General features: G+C 38.4%; 16 protein-coding genes, 1 pseudogene and 1 riboswitch. Of the genes and pseudogenes, 5 read left to right on the forward strand and 12 right to left on the reverse strand.

All coding sequences use genetic code 11. The annotated features are described in order from the left end of the window. Positions 1-11: 11 nt before the first annotated feature. Positions 12-1,160 (reverse strand): sulfate adenylyltransferase, encoded by a 1,149-nt coding sequence (gene sat / locus LQ216_RS07355; protein ID WP_230128439.1) that lies wholly within the window; start codon positions 1,158-1,160, stop codon positions 12-14. 52 nt (positions 1,161-1,212) lie between these two features. Next, positions 1,213-1,926 carry a phosphoadenylyl-sulfate reductase gene (locus LQ216_RS07360; protein ID WP_230128442.1) on the reverse strand — a complete coding sequence of 238 codons (714 nt, stop codon included), beginning with the start codon at positions 1,924-1,926 and terminating at the stop codon, positions 1,213-1,215. A 136-nt stretch (positions 1,927-2,062) separates the two neighbouring features. Then, a riboswitch (SAM riboswitch) is annotated at positions 2,063-2,168 on the reverse strand. Between the two features lie 700 nt (positions 2,169-2,868). Between LQ216_RS07360 and LQ216_RS07365 the strand changes: the two are divergent. Next, positions 2,869-4,104 (forward strand): annotated as a pseudogene (locus LQ216_RS07365) (IS110 family transposase). Between the two features lie 246 nt (positions 4,105-4,350). Here the strand turns inward: LQ216_RS07365 and LQ216_RS07370 are convergent. From LQ216_RS07370 to LQ216_RS07380, 3 genes are all read right to left on the reverse strand, one after another. Continuing rightward, positions 4,351-5,130, reverse strand: coding sequence for an alpha/beta hydrolase (locus LQ216_RS07370; protein ID WP_230128444.1), 780 nt, complete (start codon positions 5,128-5,130; stop codon positions 4,351-4,353). A gap of 269 nt (positions 5,131-5,399) precedes the next feature. Beyond that, a complete protein-coding gene (locus tag LQ216_RS07375) occupies positions 5,400-5,819 on the reverse strand; it encodes a GNAT family N-acetyltransferase (RefSeq protein ID WP_230128447.1) in 420 nt (139 codons plus the stop codon). 345 nt (positions 5,820-6,164) lie between these two features. After that, complete coding sequence (locus tag LQ216_RS07380) at positions 6,165-6,731, reverse strand: DUF4256 domain-containing protein (RefSeq protein WP_230128450.1); 567 nt, start codon at positions 6,729-6,731, stop codon at positions 6,165-6,167. 495 nt (positions 6,732-7,226) lie between these two features. Between LQ216_RS07380 and LQ216_RS20485 the strand changes: the two genes are divergently transcribed. The 3 genes from LQ216_RS20485 (at position 7,227) to LQ216_RS07395 (ending at position 9,026) form a co-directional block, all read left to right on the forward strand. Continuing rightward, entirely contained in the window at positions 7,227-7,400 is a 174-nt protein-coding gene (locus LQ216_RS20485) for a hypothetical protein (RefSeq protein ID WP_354958650.1), read from the forward strand. A gap of 315 nt (positions 7,401-7,715) precedes the next feature. After that, positions 7,716-8,477, forward strand: coding sequence for a VCBS repeat-containing protein (locus LQ216_RS07390; protein WP_230128453.1), 762 nt, complete (start codon positions 7,716-7,718; stop codon positions 8,475-8,477). Between the two features lie 57 nt (positions 8,478-8,534). Further along, on the forward strand, positions 8,535-9,026 hold the full coding sequence (locus LQ216_RS07395) for a hypothetical protein (protein ID WP_230128455.1): 492 nt from the start codon (positions 8,535-8,537) through the stop codon (positions 9,024-9,026). 243 nt (positions 9,027-9,269) lie between these two features. Here LQ216_RS07395 and LQ216_RS07400 read toward each other — a convergent pair whose 3' ends face one another. Next, the gene (locus LQ216_RS07400) at positions 9,270-10,154 is read right to left on the reverse strand and encodes an aldose 1-epimerase family protein (protein WP_230128458.1); all 885 of its coding nucleotides are present in this window, start codon (positions 10,152-10,154) and stop codon (positions 9,270-9,272) included. Between the two features lie 450 nt (positions 10,155-10,604). Continuing rightward, positions 10,605-11,345 (reverse strand): type I methionyl aminopeptidase, encoded by a 741-nt coding sequence (gene map, locus LQ216_RS07405; RefSeq protein WP_230128461.1) that lies wholly within the window; start codon positions 11,343-11,345, stop codon positions 10,605-10,607. A gap of 285 nt (positions 11,346-11,630) precedes the next feature. Between map and LQ216_RS07410 the strand changes: the two genes are divergently transcribed. Beyond that, positions 11,631-12,482 (forward strand): protein-glutamine gamma-glutamyltransferase, encoded by an 852-nt coding sequence (locus tag LQ216_RS07410; protein ID WP_230128464.1) that lies wholly within the window; start codon positions 11,631-11,633, stop codon positions 12,480-12,482. A gap of 332 nt (positions 12,483-12,814) precedes the next feature. Here LQ216_RS07410 and LQ216_RS07415 read toward each other — a convergent pair whose 3' ends face one another. From LQ216_RS07415 to LQ216_RS07435, 5 genes are all read right to left on the reverse strand, one after another. After that, positions 12,815-13,816: an LLM class flavin-dependent oxidoreductase gene (locus LQ216_RS07415; RefSeq protein WP_230128467.1), complete on the reverse strand. Its 1,002-nt coding sequence runs from the start codon at positions 13,814-13,816 to the stop codon at positions 12,815-12,817. Positions 13,817-14,190: 374 nt separating this feature from the next. After that, positions 14,191-15,339: a PAS domain S-box protein gene (locus LQ216_RS07420; protein WP_230128469.1), complete on the reverse strand. Its 1,149-nt coding sequence runs from the start codon at positions 15,337-15,339 to the stop codon at positions 14,191-14,193. 16 nt (positions 15,340-15,355) lie between these two features. Beyond that, the gene (locus tag LQ216_RS07425) at positions 15,356-15,808 is read right to left on the reverse strand and encodes a GAF domain-containing protein (protein ID WP_230128472.1); all 453 of its coding nucleotides are present in this window, start codon (positions 15,806-15,808) and stop codon (positions 15,356-15,358) included. A 15-nt stretch (positions 15,809-15,823) separates the two neighbouring features. Then, entirely contained in the window at positions 15,824-16,477 is a 654-nt protein-coding gene (locus tag LQ216_RS07430) for a response regulator transcription factor (protein WP_230128474.1), read from the reverse strand. Between the two features lie 26 nt (positions 16,478-16,503). Beyond that, positions 16,504-17,157: a histidine kinase gene (locus tag LQ216_RS07435; protein ID WP_230128476.1), complete on the reverse strand. Its 654-nt coding sequence runs from the start codon at positions 17,155-17,157 to the stop codon at positions 16,504-16,506. Positions 17,158-17,190 lie beyond the last annotated feature (33 nt).

Consider the following 17,190-nt stretch of genomic DNA (forward strand, 5'->3'; position numbering starts at 1 on the left):
CCCTTTTTCCTTTAAACTTTTATGGTCGGTTGTTTCATGCCTTTAATCAGGACTTCAATTACTTCCTTGCGGCTGAATGTACTAGGCGGGATTTCACCATTTCGCAGCATCTCCCTGACTTTCGTTCCGGATAAAATAACATGATCTTCTTTTCCATGCGGACATGTTTTCGTCGAAGCCATGTTTTCACATTTCTTGCAGTAAAAGCTATGTTCAAAGAATAATAGACTTATTCCCAACTCATCCTCTGTGAAATTGCTGAAGATTTTCTGGGCATCATAGGTTCCATAATAGCTTCCAACTCCGGCATGGTCGCGGCCTACAATAAAATGAGTGCAGCCATAATTCTTTCTGACCATTGCGTGGAAAATCGCTTCCCTTGGCCCCGCGTATCTCATTGCCGCAGGAAACACGGATAGGAAAACCCGGTCTTCAGGATAATAATTTTTAAGCAAAACCTGGTAGCTTTCCATTCGGATATCAGCTGGAATATCATCAGACTTCGTTTCTCCAACAAGCGGGTTCAACAATAATCCATCCACAATCTCAAGGGCTGTTTTTTGGATGTATTCATGGGCTCTATGAACCGGATTTCTTGTTTGGAAACCGACGATCGTCTTCCATCCTTTTTCCTCAAAGATCCTTCTAGTATCCTTTGGATCAAGATGAAATTCCTGAAACGTTTCGCGGGCAATTCTTTTCACCAGCTGGATCTCTCCGCCAATATAGACATCTCCTCTGCTGTATAGCTTGTGTACGCCCGGATGTTCATCACTGTCTGTCTGATAAACAGACTCTGCTTCCTTCTTTTTATCCGGTTTATAAATATCTGCTACCTTTATTACACCGTATGTTTTACCATCGTTCACGAGCCGTACTTCTTCACCGATTGAAATGTTTTCCGCCTCTGCCTCAGTTACCGGCAATGTAATCGGAATGCTCCACACATTTCCATCCGCAAGTCGCATTTCGTTTACAACGGAATTATAATCCTTTTGCGTAAAAAATCCGACAATCGGGCTATATCCTCCAGTCGCGATCAATTCAAGGTCGCTAAGGGCTATTCCGTCCAATTCAATTTCCTTATCAATCACATACGTATTATATTCAGGGTTCCAACGGTTAATCAGTTCTCCCCCGTGTGGTTTGCTTACAGTCATTGCATAAACCTCCTATTAGTATGAAAAATATATCGATACAATTAGCTCATTATTAAGTATGCAAACCGCATTCTGTTTTCCCTGAACCGTTCCAGCGGCCGGATCTCATATCCTCTTCATTAAATACCGGTTTTGTGCACTTCTCGCAGCCGATGCTCGGATATCCGCGATCATGCAGAATGTTGTAAGGCAGCCCTTGCTTATGGGCATAACGCCAAACATCTTTCCAAGACCAATGGATAAGCGGGCAAACTTTTATCGAATTAAATTTGTTGTCTTTATTAATGAACTGAGTATTCTTTCTTGTTTCAGACTGTTCCCTTCTTAACCCTGATAACCAGGCTGCCGGACCGGAAAGCACTTCATTCAGCGGAATTACTTTTCTTATCTCACAGCATTTATTCGGTTCTCTTTCCCACAATAAATCACCATGCTCCAAAGCCTGTTCTTCAAGCGTAAGAGCCGGCTTCTTCATCTCGATTTGCAAGAGGGGATACCGATTTTTCACCTGATCTATCAAATCATAAGTCTCTTTAAAATGGAGATCCGTATCCAAGAAAACAATCCTTGCCCGCTCATTTACCTTCGAAATCAAGTCAATTAAGACAATACCCTCAATTCCGAAGCTGCAGGCGTATACCAATTCATCGCCATAGTGACCATAAGCCCACTCCAGAACCTCCAGCGCCCCTTTTGTGTCATTATCAATCGGGAAATCCACAGGGGTAAACGTATCGAAATCTTTATAAACCAATAAATTGCTCATAATTGCCCCCTCATAAAAAAGGCAGTATAACAGAGAACTGTTCATACCGCCTCTAGTTGTCTAGTCAGCTTATTTATTTCCATTAAAAAAGTCTTCCCACTTTGGAAAGACATCACAGGCCATGTAATCAACATACACCTTATCTTCCAAAATGACTTCCATTTTGTTGGATTTAGCACCTTGCATGTCTGCAGGTTGCCGGACATCACCGGGCCAATTCCCTCCGTCACTCTTGATAAGTTTAATTATTAAAAATAATAACATAACTACACTTAATGTCAATGAGTTTTCGGATTAATTTACTCGGATATAAAAAAAGTTTCAACTCCTTGCAAGTATGGACCGTCGATTAAGACCTCCACATCCGTGTGGCAACCCGTCACGTTCTAGGCATCAGAGCTTGATACCAGTATATGTTAAAAAATATAAGCTGCCTATTTTATTTTTTAAAAAACCTGATTAGATAAGCCTAATTTGGGTTTTAATTGTTGGTTTAAATTAAAGTTTAATTAAAATGAGCCTATAAAACTCGAATTTGCAAAAAAATATAAGAGCCTGTTTTTTGAAAAAATGATTGATAAAAACAGGTTCTATAGTTACTAAAGTTTGATTATTTTTGTTTATGTTCTTCAATTAAAGTTCCTGATTTTGGAAGATTGTTTATGTTTATTTTATTGAATAAAAGCACCCTTTCGTATTATAAGGTCAGCCAGAAAATATTTCTGGTTGACCATTTTTTATATCGATATATGATAACCGTAGCCGGGGTAGATCGTAAGCACCCGTGGGACTTGAACCCGTCAACTAAACAGTTCACCCCCTACTTGTAGAAACATGATTGAGGCTGGTTGGGATAATGATCTCGTATAACAAGCGAAGCTATGATACTGCAAGGAGAAATTAGGGGTTACCGGTTAATTGCATTTCAGGAGGAGATACATGATGAATCCAGTCATAGGTCTGGATGTCGCAAAAGGCGAAAGTCAGGTTCAAGCATTCTTGGATAAAAAGCAGCGGTACAAAAAAAGCTTTAAAGTAGCACATACTCTTGAAGGGTTAAATAGTCTTCTAGGTTTTATTAGAGAAGTAGAAGAAGTATCAGGGGAACGGCCTCCCATTATATTAGAGTCCACTGGACATTATCACACACCAATTGTCTAGTATTTTGAGGACAGAGGGTATTTATTAATTATCGTGAATCCTCTCATATCGTATCGGGCTAAGAGTTCTAGTTTACGCAAGGTAAAGACAGATATCATTGACGCTCATCACCTCTGCGAGCTGTATTATAAAGAGGACTTAGAGCCCTATAAACAAAGAGGAATTCAGCTTTTAAACCTGCGTAATCTTACAAGACAACATGAAAATATTACAGGCATGTTTGTACAAACTAAACTACAATTTCAGGCAGTTCTAGATCAAGTGTTCCCTGAATACATTGGGGTTTTTGGGGCCTTATATTCGGATGTTTCATTACTAACTTTACAAGCCTTTCCTACTTCAGAAGAAATCTTGCAAGTTGGAGAAGAAACAATCGCTAACAAAATAAAAGAGTTATGTAAAAGTCGTTCACAAACATGGGCAAACAGTCAGGCAGAAAAACTGCTAGCTGCCGCAGCTCAAAACCCATTTCAGGAAAACTTATATCATAGCCTAATTCTAAGCCTAAATATGTATATCGAAATGATTCTTGAATATAAAAAACATCTATCTAAGCTTTAAGATGAGATAGATGCTTTAGCGAAAAGTATTGAAGAATATAAAATTATCCAATCCATCCCCGGTATCGGTGAAAAAATCGCGGCAACGATTATTTCTGAAATTAGGGAAATTGATCGGTTTAATCACCCTAAGAAACTAGTTGCATTTGCCGGAATTGATCCAAGTGTCTTCGAATCTGGTACATTCAAAGGTACTCTAAATCGAATTACCAAAAGAGGCTCTAGTAGACTACGGCACGCCTTGTATATGGCCGTTAAATGTGCCATTCGTGATTGTCGCAAGAAGAAAACGACAGATGAAATCATTCCTCGTAACAAGCGATTACGAGAGTTTTATGATAAAAAACGTGAAGAAGGAAAACCCTTTAAAGTAGCTGTGATAGCATGTGCCAATAAACTCTTACATTGGATTTATGCACTTTTAAAGAGCAAAGCAGCTTTCCAAGATCTAGCCTAGTTTAAAAATATAACTAAACAGTCCAACACTTTCCAAACGAGAACATTGGAAGGTTATTTGGTATGACTAAATTTAGTATAGCATGAGATATTTTAAATTTTTATTGAAAAATATTGACAAACTATTAGCTGGTTTAGTTGAACAATCAATCGAGCCTAATTAGTAGAGCAAAAATTTTACTACCTATAAAAGGACCGACTATTGTGCAATCCTTTCTCCGTTTATTCGAATAAGTTAAATTTTTAACTAAATAAATTGTGTTAATAGCTGGTTAAACTTGTCACGTTCTTCCCAGAAAGGACCATGACCACTATATTGAAACGGGACTAGCTGTGAATTTCTTATTTTTTGATTTAGTTCCTGAGCTTGTGAAAATGGAATAACTTTGTCATGAATGCCATGAATAATTAAAGTGGGGGCAGCTATTTTTGGAAGATCTTCATGCAACTTCTCATCTCTTAATAAAACAATGACAGCCGCGGTCGACCATCCCGCAGCCTGTAATCCCATTTGAAAAAACCAGTCCGAGAATGGGCGAGTTACATACTGAAAGAAAAAGCTATCTGTTACTTCCTTCATCATCTTAGGGCGGTCATTTAATGTTTGCTTGAGAAATTTATTAGCAGTTTCTTCTGAAAAGCCTGTGGGAGCTGCGGCGTCAACAAGGACAAGCCTAGATACTCCGTAACCGTTGTATCTAGACATATATCGAATTGCAATTGCTCCACCCGTTGAGTGGCCCACAAGCGTAAAGTTTTCTAATTGAAGTGTACCAACAACAGTACGAAAATCATCTGCCAGTCTGTTAAAAGTGTAGCCACTCATTGGTTTATCCGAATTACCAAAGCCCCTCCAGTCTATACCAATACAGCGGTAACCCATTGCGGGAAGAACATCAAACTGATATTCGAACTGTTTATGGCTCAACGGCCAGCCATGTATAAACACTATGGTCTTGTTACCCCCTGGGTTAATATCTTCAACATATAGATTTACACCTGGTTCTACAGTAACAAAGTATCCCATGAAGATTCCTCCGTAGCTAAAATGGTTTCAACAATAAGATATTCATTTTTGTAAACATAGGTGAATACCTATTCCATTAGGTTAAAGCAGCGTAAAAGGATAGGGCTTTTTGAACTAACCTGCCCCGTTTGTACAATAACTTCAACAAAAAAGGGCCTAATCCTTTTTGGATCAAAGCACCCTTTAGCTTAATAAGGAAAAAAGGTACCTGTAGACAATTGTTTTAATGTTGATTGATTAGTTCTCCTACAATTTCCAATCAATTATTTCTATTTTTTTGAAATTACAGTAAACATCCCTGTCATGTTTGGTGAGAAATCTTTAAATTCATATTTTTCATAGAACGATTCATTACCTTGTGATGCAAACAAACCAACAAACGCCTTATCTGGGGCATTCGTATGTAAGTATTCAACCAAAAGATTCATTATTTCCTTACCAATACCATTTTTCTGATAATCTGGATGAACCACTATATCTTGGATATAGAAATAAATAGCCCCATCGCCAACAATTCTCCCCATTCCCACAATTTGTTCATTATCCTTGACTGTGATGCAGTGAATAGAATTCCTTAATGATGTTTCCGCCACTTCAAAATTCATATAATTAGTCCATCCTACAGACTCACACAAATATTTGTATTCTTCCAATGTTGGAATATTATTTTCAAACTTATATTTTTTCATAATGTTTCCTCCAATTTCCTTAATTTCACCAAATAAATATATTTGACATTGTTTTATTTAAACCTCTTCCTCAGCTAACCTGAACCGTTTGTTCAATAAGAAGTTCAACAAAAAAGCAATTAATAGAGAGAACAGTATTGAAGAAAGAACTTGGTGTTTGTTTTTCAATTACATAATTTGCATAGTGTTTTAATGAACTGTGTAGCTCAGAACCATCAGAATCTTTATACAACTGACTTCCTCGTTATTATCAATATGCCTCATAAAAATGACTGGATTACTATCATTTAAACCTTTCCCCAAGTAATCCATTCTCAAATTCAAATTTAGCTGTTTATGCAAAATTTAGACCCTTAGCGAGCCACGGAAACCCCTTGCAGCATAGTAGGATTCCGCTCCATTGTGGTACACAAATACAGTGTCGTAGCGATAATCACAAAAGATGGCCCCGCCAAGTTTTCTAATACTAGCGGGTGTTTGCACCCAGCTCGATGTTTTCATATCGAAATTTTCAAGTTTCTGCAGCATCCGATATTGTTCTTCCGTTAAAAGTTCAATTCCCATGGCAGTTGCCATATCAATAGCGTTATTTTCTGGTTTGTGTTTTTTTCTTGACTCCAGAGCTTCACGGTCGTAACAAACACTTCTGCGACCTTTAGGACTTTCCGCTGAACAATCATAAAAAATGTATTCGCCCGTCTTTTTATCATGGCCAACAACATCCGGTTCTCCGCCAGTTGCCTCCATTTCATTGAGCGACCACAGTTTTTCAGTATTAGCTTCGATCTTAGCTTGTACTTTAGCCCATTCGAGACCTTTATGTCGGTGCATGTTTTTCTCAAAACGGGCTTTCAAAGTTCTGAGTAGTTCTTCACGTTGTTCTAGTGACAACTCCTTATTTCTCTTTGTCATATTAGTTTCCCCCTTGGTTTTCCTCATAATTGAATAAGGGCTAAACTGCTCCTTAGTACAATAACTTCCACAAAAAGATGCGTTATCCTTCTTGGATAAACGCCCCCGTTACTTTAAGTACAATTCTTCACAATCGGTTTCGTTAATTGAATAAAAAAATAGACGATGCTTTATTTTAAAGCATCGCACTTATTAATAAAATAAGATTATTGTGCAATATTTGGCATATTTCTAAAACAACTAATATAGATTCGTTGAAACCCTTTTCTTGTTAATAGCAAGTAAACGATTGAATTTGTCGTAAGTCTATTCCAAAATAAACCCATCTATATCCAGTCCAACGGTACCCTGAAACAGAGTTTCGACCAACAAATGTTGGATAAAACCAAAATTCTTCAAAACCTCTCAGCCATACATACGTGTAGCTGAATAAACATCTTGCAATACCGCCTGGGTCAACTGCATACGCTTCTACTTGTTCTGGAGGAACAAAAGATGGCGGTGGTGAAGTTGGTGGTCCTGCCGCTGGACCTTGACCGGGTGGTGCAGACGGAGGTGGAAACCCACCAAATTGTCTGTCACCAGGAATTGCATGGTAATAATTCTCCTCTTGGAATGGAGTTGAATATAAATATGCTTCTTGACTATTTGGATAGTTATAATACATAGGTATGTGACTAGGATACATAAAATACACTCCTTTACTTTTTAACCTTACATCATCATATTCTTTAGTCATTTACCTATCAACTTGTACTCTCATAAATGTGTATTTGCCTATAAAATAGCTATTTCTTGGTAAAACTCCGCAGAACTTACGAAATTGTTAGCTCTTTCATGGTTTATCAACAATACAGATTTTTCACTTGTGAATCCCCTTAACATTTCTATACAGAACATTTCCTTAACCTTATGGTGTCATATAAGTACTCACCTGCATATGGTACACCAAGTAATTGCCAGATGTTTATAGGGGGGAGTTATTTGTACAGGCAATTTCAAGAACAAACGTATGGTAACTATACTTATTCTGGAAACACAGCGTTGCTTGACATGAAGCAAGGTGACGTTACAGGTGACGGTATAGTTGATTACGTCTATTTATATGGAAGAAAAAACGTTGAAACCGAAATCTTCGCAGATCATATTACACTTGTAATTCAAGATGGACGTTCTAATCAGTTTTCAACAATTACTCTTCAAAATAATGCAGGATACAATGCTAAGCTCTTCCTTGGGGATTATTCTAAAGATAATATATTGGATATTTTGGTAAGTATTGAATCGGGAGGAAGCGGGGGGTACGGTATTTTCTATATTTACTCCTTCAGAAATAATATTCCACACCTATTGTTTGATTTTGAAAAATATAATAATAGCTATACATTCAAAGTCAATTATGAAGATCTTTATAAAGTAAGTGTAGGAAGCCCTTCATTAGACCTTCTTTTCACCCTTGACATTAGCTATAAAGGCTATGATTATCTATCACAGATTTACGATGAAAATGGAAAATTAAAACAACGTGTTCAAGGCGAGGTCCTCTCTGCTGGTGCTTTAAATCCAATTGTTACGAATCAAAAAGGCATGACTTATGATTTACTTGTTTTTCAAAGAATTATTGGTATTTCTAATTCGGATACATTAGGATATGTCGAAAACCTTTTAACATGGAATGGCACTCAATTTATATCCACAAGATTGGCAACAGCCATACTTGGAACAAAGTTAATTAGCCTTTACTAATGTCGAAATATAAAGCTTGCTTTATGCATTATCTTTTTAAAGCAATGGAGGTATTGTATGACAAATTTTTATTCTTTTCACGGGACTGTCACTATGATTAGTGATTTTTTTACAGGTCAAAACGGTGAAGGAGAAGGCTGTTATAAATTAATATCTGTAGAAAACGGATTGGGAACCATAGTAAATTTCGTGGTTTCACCCACCACTTACTTTGTAGACCATGTATTGGTGACAGTAGGAGATCTCGTGACTGGATATTATGACGGGGATGCACCTGCCCTTCTTATTTACCCTCCACAATATCAAGCACTTGTTATGGTGAAAGATAGCGGAAATCAGAATGTAAAAGTAGATTATTTTAATAGTCAGTTGGTGAGTAGTGATGGACGATTACAATTAAATATATCTCCATTTACTCAATTATCATTAACAAATGGGCAGTCATTTTCAAGAAACCCAGCGAACCGAGATCTAATTGTTATCTATGGACCTGCCACAAAAAGTACCCCCGCCCAAACCACACCCTATAGGATAATCGTTTTGTGTTAGGGGTTATTATAGAGAATTCTTGTTTGTAATAATAATTGGTATACAAAAACACAAAAAACTCGTCTAGTTTTCGGCGAGTTTTTTGTGTTTTTGTTCTTAGACCAGAAACTTCTTCTTCAGCTTAAAGAACCTGTTATCCATCCATGCAGTCTAGATCTCCACTACAGAGGATAGAATATATGCGGAATTCCTTGTTCAACTAACCTGCCAGTTAGTGCAGTAAACAAAAAAGCTGCCAAGCTTTTATTTAAACTTCATTTTATACTCGGCTTGGAATGTTTCTCCGATTTCAAGCGCATTCACTCCAAGTTTTTCATCCATTTTCCCTGATGAATCATAAGTATCGGCGATGCCGTACCACGGCTCAATGCAAACAAACGGGGCAGTCGTACCAGCGGAATCCATATATTTAGACCAAATCCCGACAAACGGAAATTTTTCAAGCATTACTTCTACACCATGACCCGATTTATTGGATGTCAGTGTAATTGAATCAATATTACTGTATACAAGAGCATCATTTGCAAATAGAGAATCAGTGAGTTGGATCGTGGAAATATCATTAGTGGTTCCTTTCACATGAATAAGAGAATCCTTTAGCTCATATTCCATCACATTCTTATTTGCAGCGGGAGTAAAGTGTAAACTATAGTCCTTAATTGTTTCATTATCTAACACCGGCATCTTGAATGCAGGATGCGCACCAATGGAAAAATACATTTTTTCCTTGCTTTCATTCACTATTTCCCAGTGAACAATGAGTGAGTCCTCTTTAAGCATATAATGAATAAAAGCTTTAAATTCATAAGGATAAACATTAGTGTAGCGTCCAGCAGACTCCACCACAAAAGAAACATTTGTAGTTGTCTGCTTGTCCAGATCAAATTCAGCATCACGCAAAAAGCCATGCTGTGACATTTCGTAGGTTTCTCCATTGTGTTGATATTTATCGTCCATTAAGCGGCCAACTATCGGAAATAAGACCGGAGAGACGCGTCCCCAGTAATTTTTATCCCCTGTCCACATATAGTCCAGCCCATTTTTCTTATGCTTCACTTTACGTACTTCTGCTCCGTTGCTCACTATCTCTACCTGCAACCAATCATTTTCAATTACAATCAACACCATATATCCCTCATCTCTTGAACGGATTTCTTATTCTGATTATACGGAAAAACCCCTTAAAGAGAAAAGAGTCTCAATATCGTTAAATTCTGTCTTCTCAGGGGTAAGCTGCTACCTGGTGCAGACCTGTTTCATTAAACGGTCATGTTCATTGAATGGGTGGCAGTTTAAATATACCTTTAGAATGCGTTCCGACCTAGGATTATACAATTAGATTGACCTGTTTTCTTCTTATACTAAACTGCCCCTTTAGCTCCATAAGAAAAAGGGCTGCCACATCAACTCCCTTATTTAAGTGGGTTGATGTGGGATACATAAATCGAACCCTTCTTTTTTTATATGCGAGTAACATTCTTTAAAAGTGTTACGAATTTATATGTTACACCATTTAAGTTTCCTACACGGTAAGCGAATTACTTATATTTATACGAGTCTTTTCCGTCTATGCTTGAATTAAAGTGTGACAATAATCGGACCATTTTTAGTAAGAATAATCGTATGTTCGTATTGAGCTACAAAGCTTTTTTCTGTAACATAGGTCCAGCCGTCTTCTTTTTGGAATACTTCTTCTTCAAAGGTCGAGATAAATGGTTCGAATGCGATAACCATCCCCTCCTTTAATAATTCATCATCCCATGTATCATTATAATTATAAATGTGGTCAGGTGCTTCGTGTATTGTACGCCCAATACCATGTCCTGTAAGGTTTTTGATAACAGTTAATCCATTCTCTCTCGCTGTTTGGAATACTACTTTTCCGATTCTACTTTTTTTTGAACCAGGTTTTGCTTTCTTAAGCCCTGCTTCAAATGCCTTTTTAGCAACGTCGCATATTTTCGTTAATACTTCTTCTCCTTCGCCTACTACAAACGAGATTCCTGTATCTGCGAAATACCCGTTTTTGGAACCAGAAACATCTATATTTACTAAATCCCCTTCATGAATAACCCGATGACCCGGAATACCATGTGCCACTTCTTCATTAACACTAATGCAAGTATAGCCAGGAAAATCATATTCACCTTTTGGGGCTGAAACTGCACCTGCTTTCTCTAAAAACTCTCCGGCTATATCATCAAGTTCTTTGGTCGTTATGCCAGGAATTGTTCTTTGTACCAATTCATCTCTAATGGAGGCAACAATTTTGCCAATTTCCTTCAAACCATTAAAATCTTCTTCTGTTTTTGCAACCATCGTATATCCTCACTTTTTAAAGTATCTTATGATTAGATTCTAGCATAAACGGAACGGCATTTTCTTCAACTAAACTGCCCCAGTTAGTTTAAGTAGAATCCTTCACATTTTTATTTGTATTTTAACATAAATATCCAATCTTTTGGGTGTGTTCAACTATCTGGCTCCATTATTGCGAAAAGAAGCTTTACAGCCTTGCGTATTGTCTTTATGCACATTAAACAGAAGAATTGAATACGCTAGGCAAGAACACAAAAGATACTTTAGCTTGGAATGAGGGATAGTATGATACAACTATTGGGGAATCCTTTTCAACAAAGTGGCATGTGGCCGTCTGGAAGTGATGAAAGTGTAATCATTCAACGAATGCAAGAAGATCCGGTAGTTCATTCATATAACTCCATTGAAGAATTATCGTTTGAACTCGAGTTGCGCAAAAACATTATATTAAGTGCAAGGGCCATGAATCAAGGTCATGCACGGTTTGAAATCTTTGCAAGATCTCGTTGCAATGCCCAATACTGGCATTTGACAAAGGCCGGCGGATTTTTGCTGAGACGTGATGTAATGCCATCTGATGCGATCCAAGACATTTACAGGAACAGTTCACTGTATGCGTTTGAATGCGCAACGGCAAAGGTGATTATCTATTACCATGCCGTTCTAAACAGTATTGGTGAACAGTTATTTAATCAAATATGCAAAAACCTTTATTTATACAGCTGGCATACCGATCCTGATCTTGGGATACATATCATTGATGCAGATCATTTCCTGCCTGGAGATGTTGTTTATTTTAATAATCCGGACTTTGATCCAAAAACCTACTGGTGGAGGGGAGAAAATGCCGTAGTTCTTGGAGATGGCACGTATTTTGGACATGGATTAGGTATAAGGACCGCTGAACAAATGATTCAAGCTCTGAATAAAACTCGAAAGCCGGGGAGTAATCAAACAGCCTATCTGATAAATTCAGTCACTAGGCCGGCTTTTAAACATTTGGCGCAATTTTCGATACTTACTCGAGGTTATACAACTAATAAAATTCAACATCTCGTAATACACCATAACGAAAGTTCGATTTCTTGTAATCGATATCTATATTATTTAAATAAGGTGTACTACCAGATGACCTAAATTACCCCATTGCCATGATGAGAATGTAAAAAACTAAACCATTTAGAGATACCATGGCAGTACCCGCTATTCAGTTAAATGGCCCAAACATGGATTTAAAATAAAACTCTACTCTTCAACTAACCTGCCAGTTAGTATAAGTGGAATCCTTCACAATCTTATCTATATTTCAACATAAATATTTAATATTCTGGGTGTTGTTCCACAATCCGGCCGATTGTAAAAAAGACGCATTCCTTTTTAAAGAAATGCGTCTGATTGTGGAAGATCATTTATGTTGTTTTACTGAGGTAAACCTTGGCTGCATTACAAAGTTTGTTATCTCAACCCATTTATTTTGCGTCAACAATTTCCTTAAAGATTTGATAAGACCGCTTTTGTATATCAGGATTAAAGATATAAGAAACAGCCATGATTTCATCTACATTATACTTCTCTTGAAAATTTGTTAACTGTGCTTTTACTGTCTCTTTACTACCCATAAACGTCACACTGGACATCGAGGAAGCCATTTCTTTCTCCTGCCCGCTCCATATGTTATCCATGCTATCCACTGGAGGCTGCAATGATGATTGTGTACCTCGGACAACATTTAGGAAAAATTGTTGCATCGTTGTTGATTCTCTTTTCGCTTCTTCATCTGTTTCCGCTGCAACCACATTTAAACAAACCATCATATATGGAGAATTCAGATATTCAGAAGGTTGGAATCGATTGCGATAAATCGAGATCGCTTCCTCCATATATCTAGGTGCAAAGTGTGAGGCAAACACATACGGCAACCCTAATTTAGCCGCTAAATACGCGGAGTCTGTCGATGACCCTAAAATATATAATGGAATATTAGTACCAACACCTGGATATGCCTTAACATAACCTTGTTTTTCTTCAGGTCCAAAGTGAGTAAGCAAGGAATTAACGTCGTCAGGAAATGTATAGACAGAATCATTCTGTGAACGTCTTAACGCACTTGCCGTCATCATATCGGTACCAGGTGCCCTACCAAGTCCTAAGTCCAAACGGTTTGGGTAAATGGTTGCCATTGTTCCAAATTGTTCGGCCACGACTAATGGAGAATGATTAGGCAACATAATCCCACCAGATCCAACACGGATGGTTTTGGTGTGCTCTAATGTATGTTTAATTAAAATGGAGGTAGCTGAACTTACAAGTGTCGGGGTATTATGATGTTCTGCAATCCAATACCGTTTATAGCCCATTTCCTCCGCAGCTTGTGCCAAATCAACCATCGAATCAATCGCATCTTTAGGTTCCTGTCCTTGACGAATTGGGGCAAGGTTTAAGACAGAAACCGGTATATTTATATTTGTCATTTCAATTCCTTTCTTAATCAAGATATATCACTATAGTATCAATTAGCGGTTTAGAAACAAATTGATATGCTTAGAACGACAATCGACCTTGGGTGGTAGTTTTTTGCATTTTTTGTCTAGTGTTTATCTTCATTTACTTTGATTCCCATAATATTTGACTACGGGAAGAAAATTATTCTTACCCGTAACCTGCTGGTAGTTTAAATAGAATCCTTCACAATCTTATCTGTATTTCCAATCATCTAAGAGGTTGTTCCACAATCTGGCCCATTGTTGAACAAAAAAAATCCTACATAACACAATAGGATTTTTGATCAAACATAAATTATCATTCTTTATCGAAAATCTACATTCATAAAATTCAATGAAGTACATTAAACATTCTGATGCTTTGGCACTTCCAAAATAATCTTCGTCCCTTTTTCCGGGGTGGATTGAATTTCAATGGATCCGCCTGCCGAGCGGGCTCTTTCTTCCATCCCAAATAAGCCTACTCCACCGGAACCTTGTTTTGGAAGGAATCCTTTGCCGTGATCTTCAATCATGACCCTGATGATATCATCTATCTCCCGGATTGTTACGATTGCTTCATTGACTTCAGCATATTTCCGCACATTTGTTAAGGCTTCCTGGATGATCCGGTAAATCGTGATTTCGGTATTGTTAGCAAGCCGGCGATTCAGGACACATTCAAACATCACATTAATATTATAGTATTCCGAATAGCGGCTTAGAAACGAGCGAATCGCCGGGACAAGACCGAGATCATCCAGCACGGAAGGCCGAAGTTCCCATGATATCTCCCTGACTTCTTTTATCAGCTCTGCCGTTTCATGCTGCATTTGCTCCAAAAGGGGATTAGTGATTTCTGCCTGTAGGCGGTTAATGGTGATCAGGTGGCTGTACAGGTTTTGGCCTATCCCATCATGCAATTCCCGGGACAACCTCTTTCGTTCTTCTTCCTGCACATCAATAATCCGGATCATCATTTTTTTCAGTTCTTCTTCAACCCGTTTTCTTTCCGTTATCTCATAGCGAATCGCCAAATATTGATAAGGCTTTCCGTTATCATTTAGAAACGGAACGATTGTCGTGTCCACCCAATAAATCGTGCCGTCTTTTGCTTTGTTTCTGATTTCACTCTTCCACACCTGACCGGATCCAATCGTTTTCCACATCGTTTTAAAAAAATCTTTGGAATGGTAACCGGAATTGATGATGCTGTGATCCCGGCCAATCAGTTCTTCCTTTGTGTATTTCGATATTTTACAAAATTGATCATTTACATACGTAATGACCCCTTTGTTGTCGGTGATTGCCAAAATGGAAGAGACATCCAAAGCAAACTTAAAATCAGTCAGCTCCTCAAAGGTCTTTTTTTGTTTTTCGACGATCTGATTGTGCAACACTGACGGATCACCATTCAATTTAGACGTTCCTTTCGATTCAGTCGGTGGGATCTTTTTGTTACGAGAATCAGGAGCGTTAAGATTCTGTTTTTTTTCTTTATCATACCTGTTCATCCCCAGACCTCCTGATTTAAAATGTAATGCTTAACTTTACGATTTCTTCCAGACTCTTTGCAGCCTTTTTGACGATTGCCTGCTCACTGTCCGGGAATGAATAGCTGCTCCTTTTTCCGACCAACAGCACCCCTTTAGGGACACCATTAAAAAACATAGGAGCAGCATAGGCAGAAACAAGCTGCTCTGCAAGCATGATCGGGTGTTCAAGAATTTTTCCGTGAATATCATTTGGAAAATCAGTGATCATTAACGGCCTGCCCGAAGCAATTACCTTTCCTGCTATGCCTTTTCCATAACGCACCGTACTTCTTTTATACTTATCGTTCCTGTTCCCGACAGCGACATGCCATTTAATATCCGGTCCAATCTTGTTTTGGAAGGCCAGACCGACAAAATCGCAGGCAAGAGTATCCATTAATTCGTTACAGGCTTCAACAACCGAAAGGACTTCACCTAATTCAGCCATGCCGGATTAACTCCTTTATACGCCATATCCAAGCAGCCCCTTTTTCAAAGCATAGGCGACCAATTCAGGTCTTGTTCTCATTTGGAGCTTTTCCATAAGGTTTCCTTTATGGGTTTCGACCGTTTTTACACTGATAACAAGTTGTTCTCCGATTTCTTTATTGGAAAACCCCTTGGCAATCAGCGTCAGAACCTCCCGTTCCCTGTCTGATAGCTGGCTGTACGTATCCATCCCGTTTTTCTGAACAGAGCCGAGGTATTCCTCCATTAATTTCTTTGTAGCTGACGGGTGTAGATAAGCCTCCCCCCTTGCTACCGACCGGATCGCCCCCACCAGTTCATCATGCGGCGCGCTTTTTAAAATACAGCCTGACGCGCCTGCCTGGATGGCCCTGAATAAATACTCTTCATCATCATGCATCGTCAAGATTAATATTTGTACATCAGGCATTAGCTTTTTTAATTCAGATGTTGCGGATAAGCCGTCTTTGCCGTGCGGCATGCTTAAATCCATCACCACCACATTCGGATTCAGTTCCACCGCTTTTTGAAGTCCTTCATTCCCTTCAGAAGCCTCGCCAACCACCTGCATATCAGGATGTGCATCCAAGAGCATCGTCAGGCCCATTCTTACCACCGCATGATCGTCCACCAGAAGTATCCTAATCATAGCAACCTCTCCTTTTCACACATACATTAAGTGCGCAGGTATATTTCTATACTGGTCCCTATTCCTAATGTAGAAGAAATCAAACATTCCCCACCAGCCAAAACCATTCTTTCCTTCATCGCTTCAAGTCCTGATGAATGATTGATGTTCAATTTTTCTTCGACATCAAAGCCCTTTCCTTTATCTTCAACGATTATTTTCACAAAATCAAGTCCCCAGGTAAAGCTAATCGTTGCTTCTGTAACATCTGCATATTTTGCAATATTTGCAAGCGCCTCCTGGCAAACTCTGAATATAGCAATATTCTTAGCCTCAAAGATAGCTTTTTCCTCACCAGTGGATTCTACATGGACCATTATACCGTATGTGGACGTAATTAATTTACAGTAGCTTTTGACCGCAGGCAATAAACCGAATGTAGTCAAAGTAGGCGGATGCAATTCCAGGGACAGCAAGCGTATTTCCTGTAGTGTTTTCTCCATCAATTGGAACATTTCCTTCATATACGCTTTCATGGCAGGCTGCTCTATCCCTGTTTCGATAAACTGCAGCCCTGTATACAGACTATACAGGGTCTGGCCAACACCTTCATGAAGCTCGAGCGCTATTCTTTTAATTTCTTCATCCTGGGACTGTATGATATATGAACTGATATTTTTATTTTTCATTGTTTGTTCCATATCCATCCTCCTTACTGCATTCGTTAATCATGC

It is taken from the genome of Bacillus sp. CECT 9360 (assembly GCF_918741275.1).
Lineage (GTDB): Bacteria > Bacillota > Bacilli > Bacillales > DSM-1321 > Peribacillus.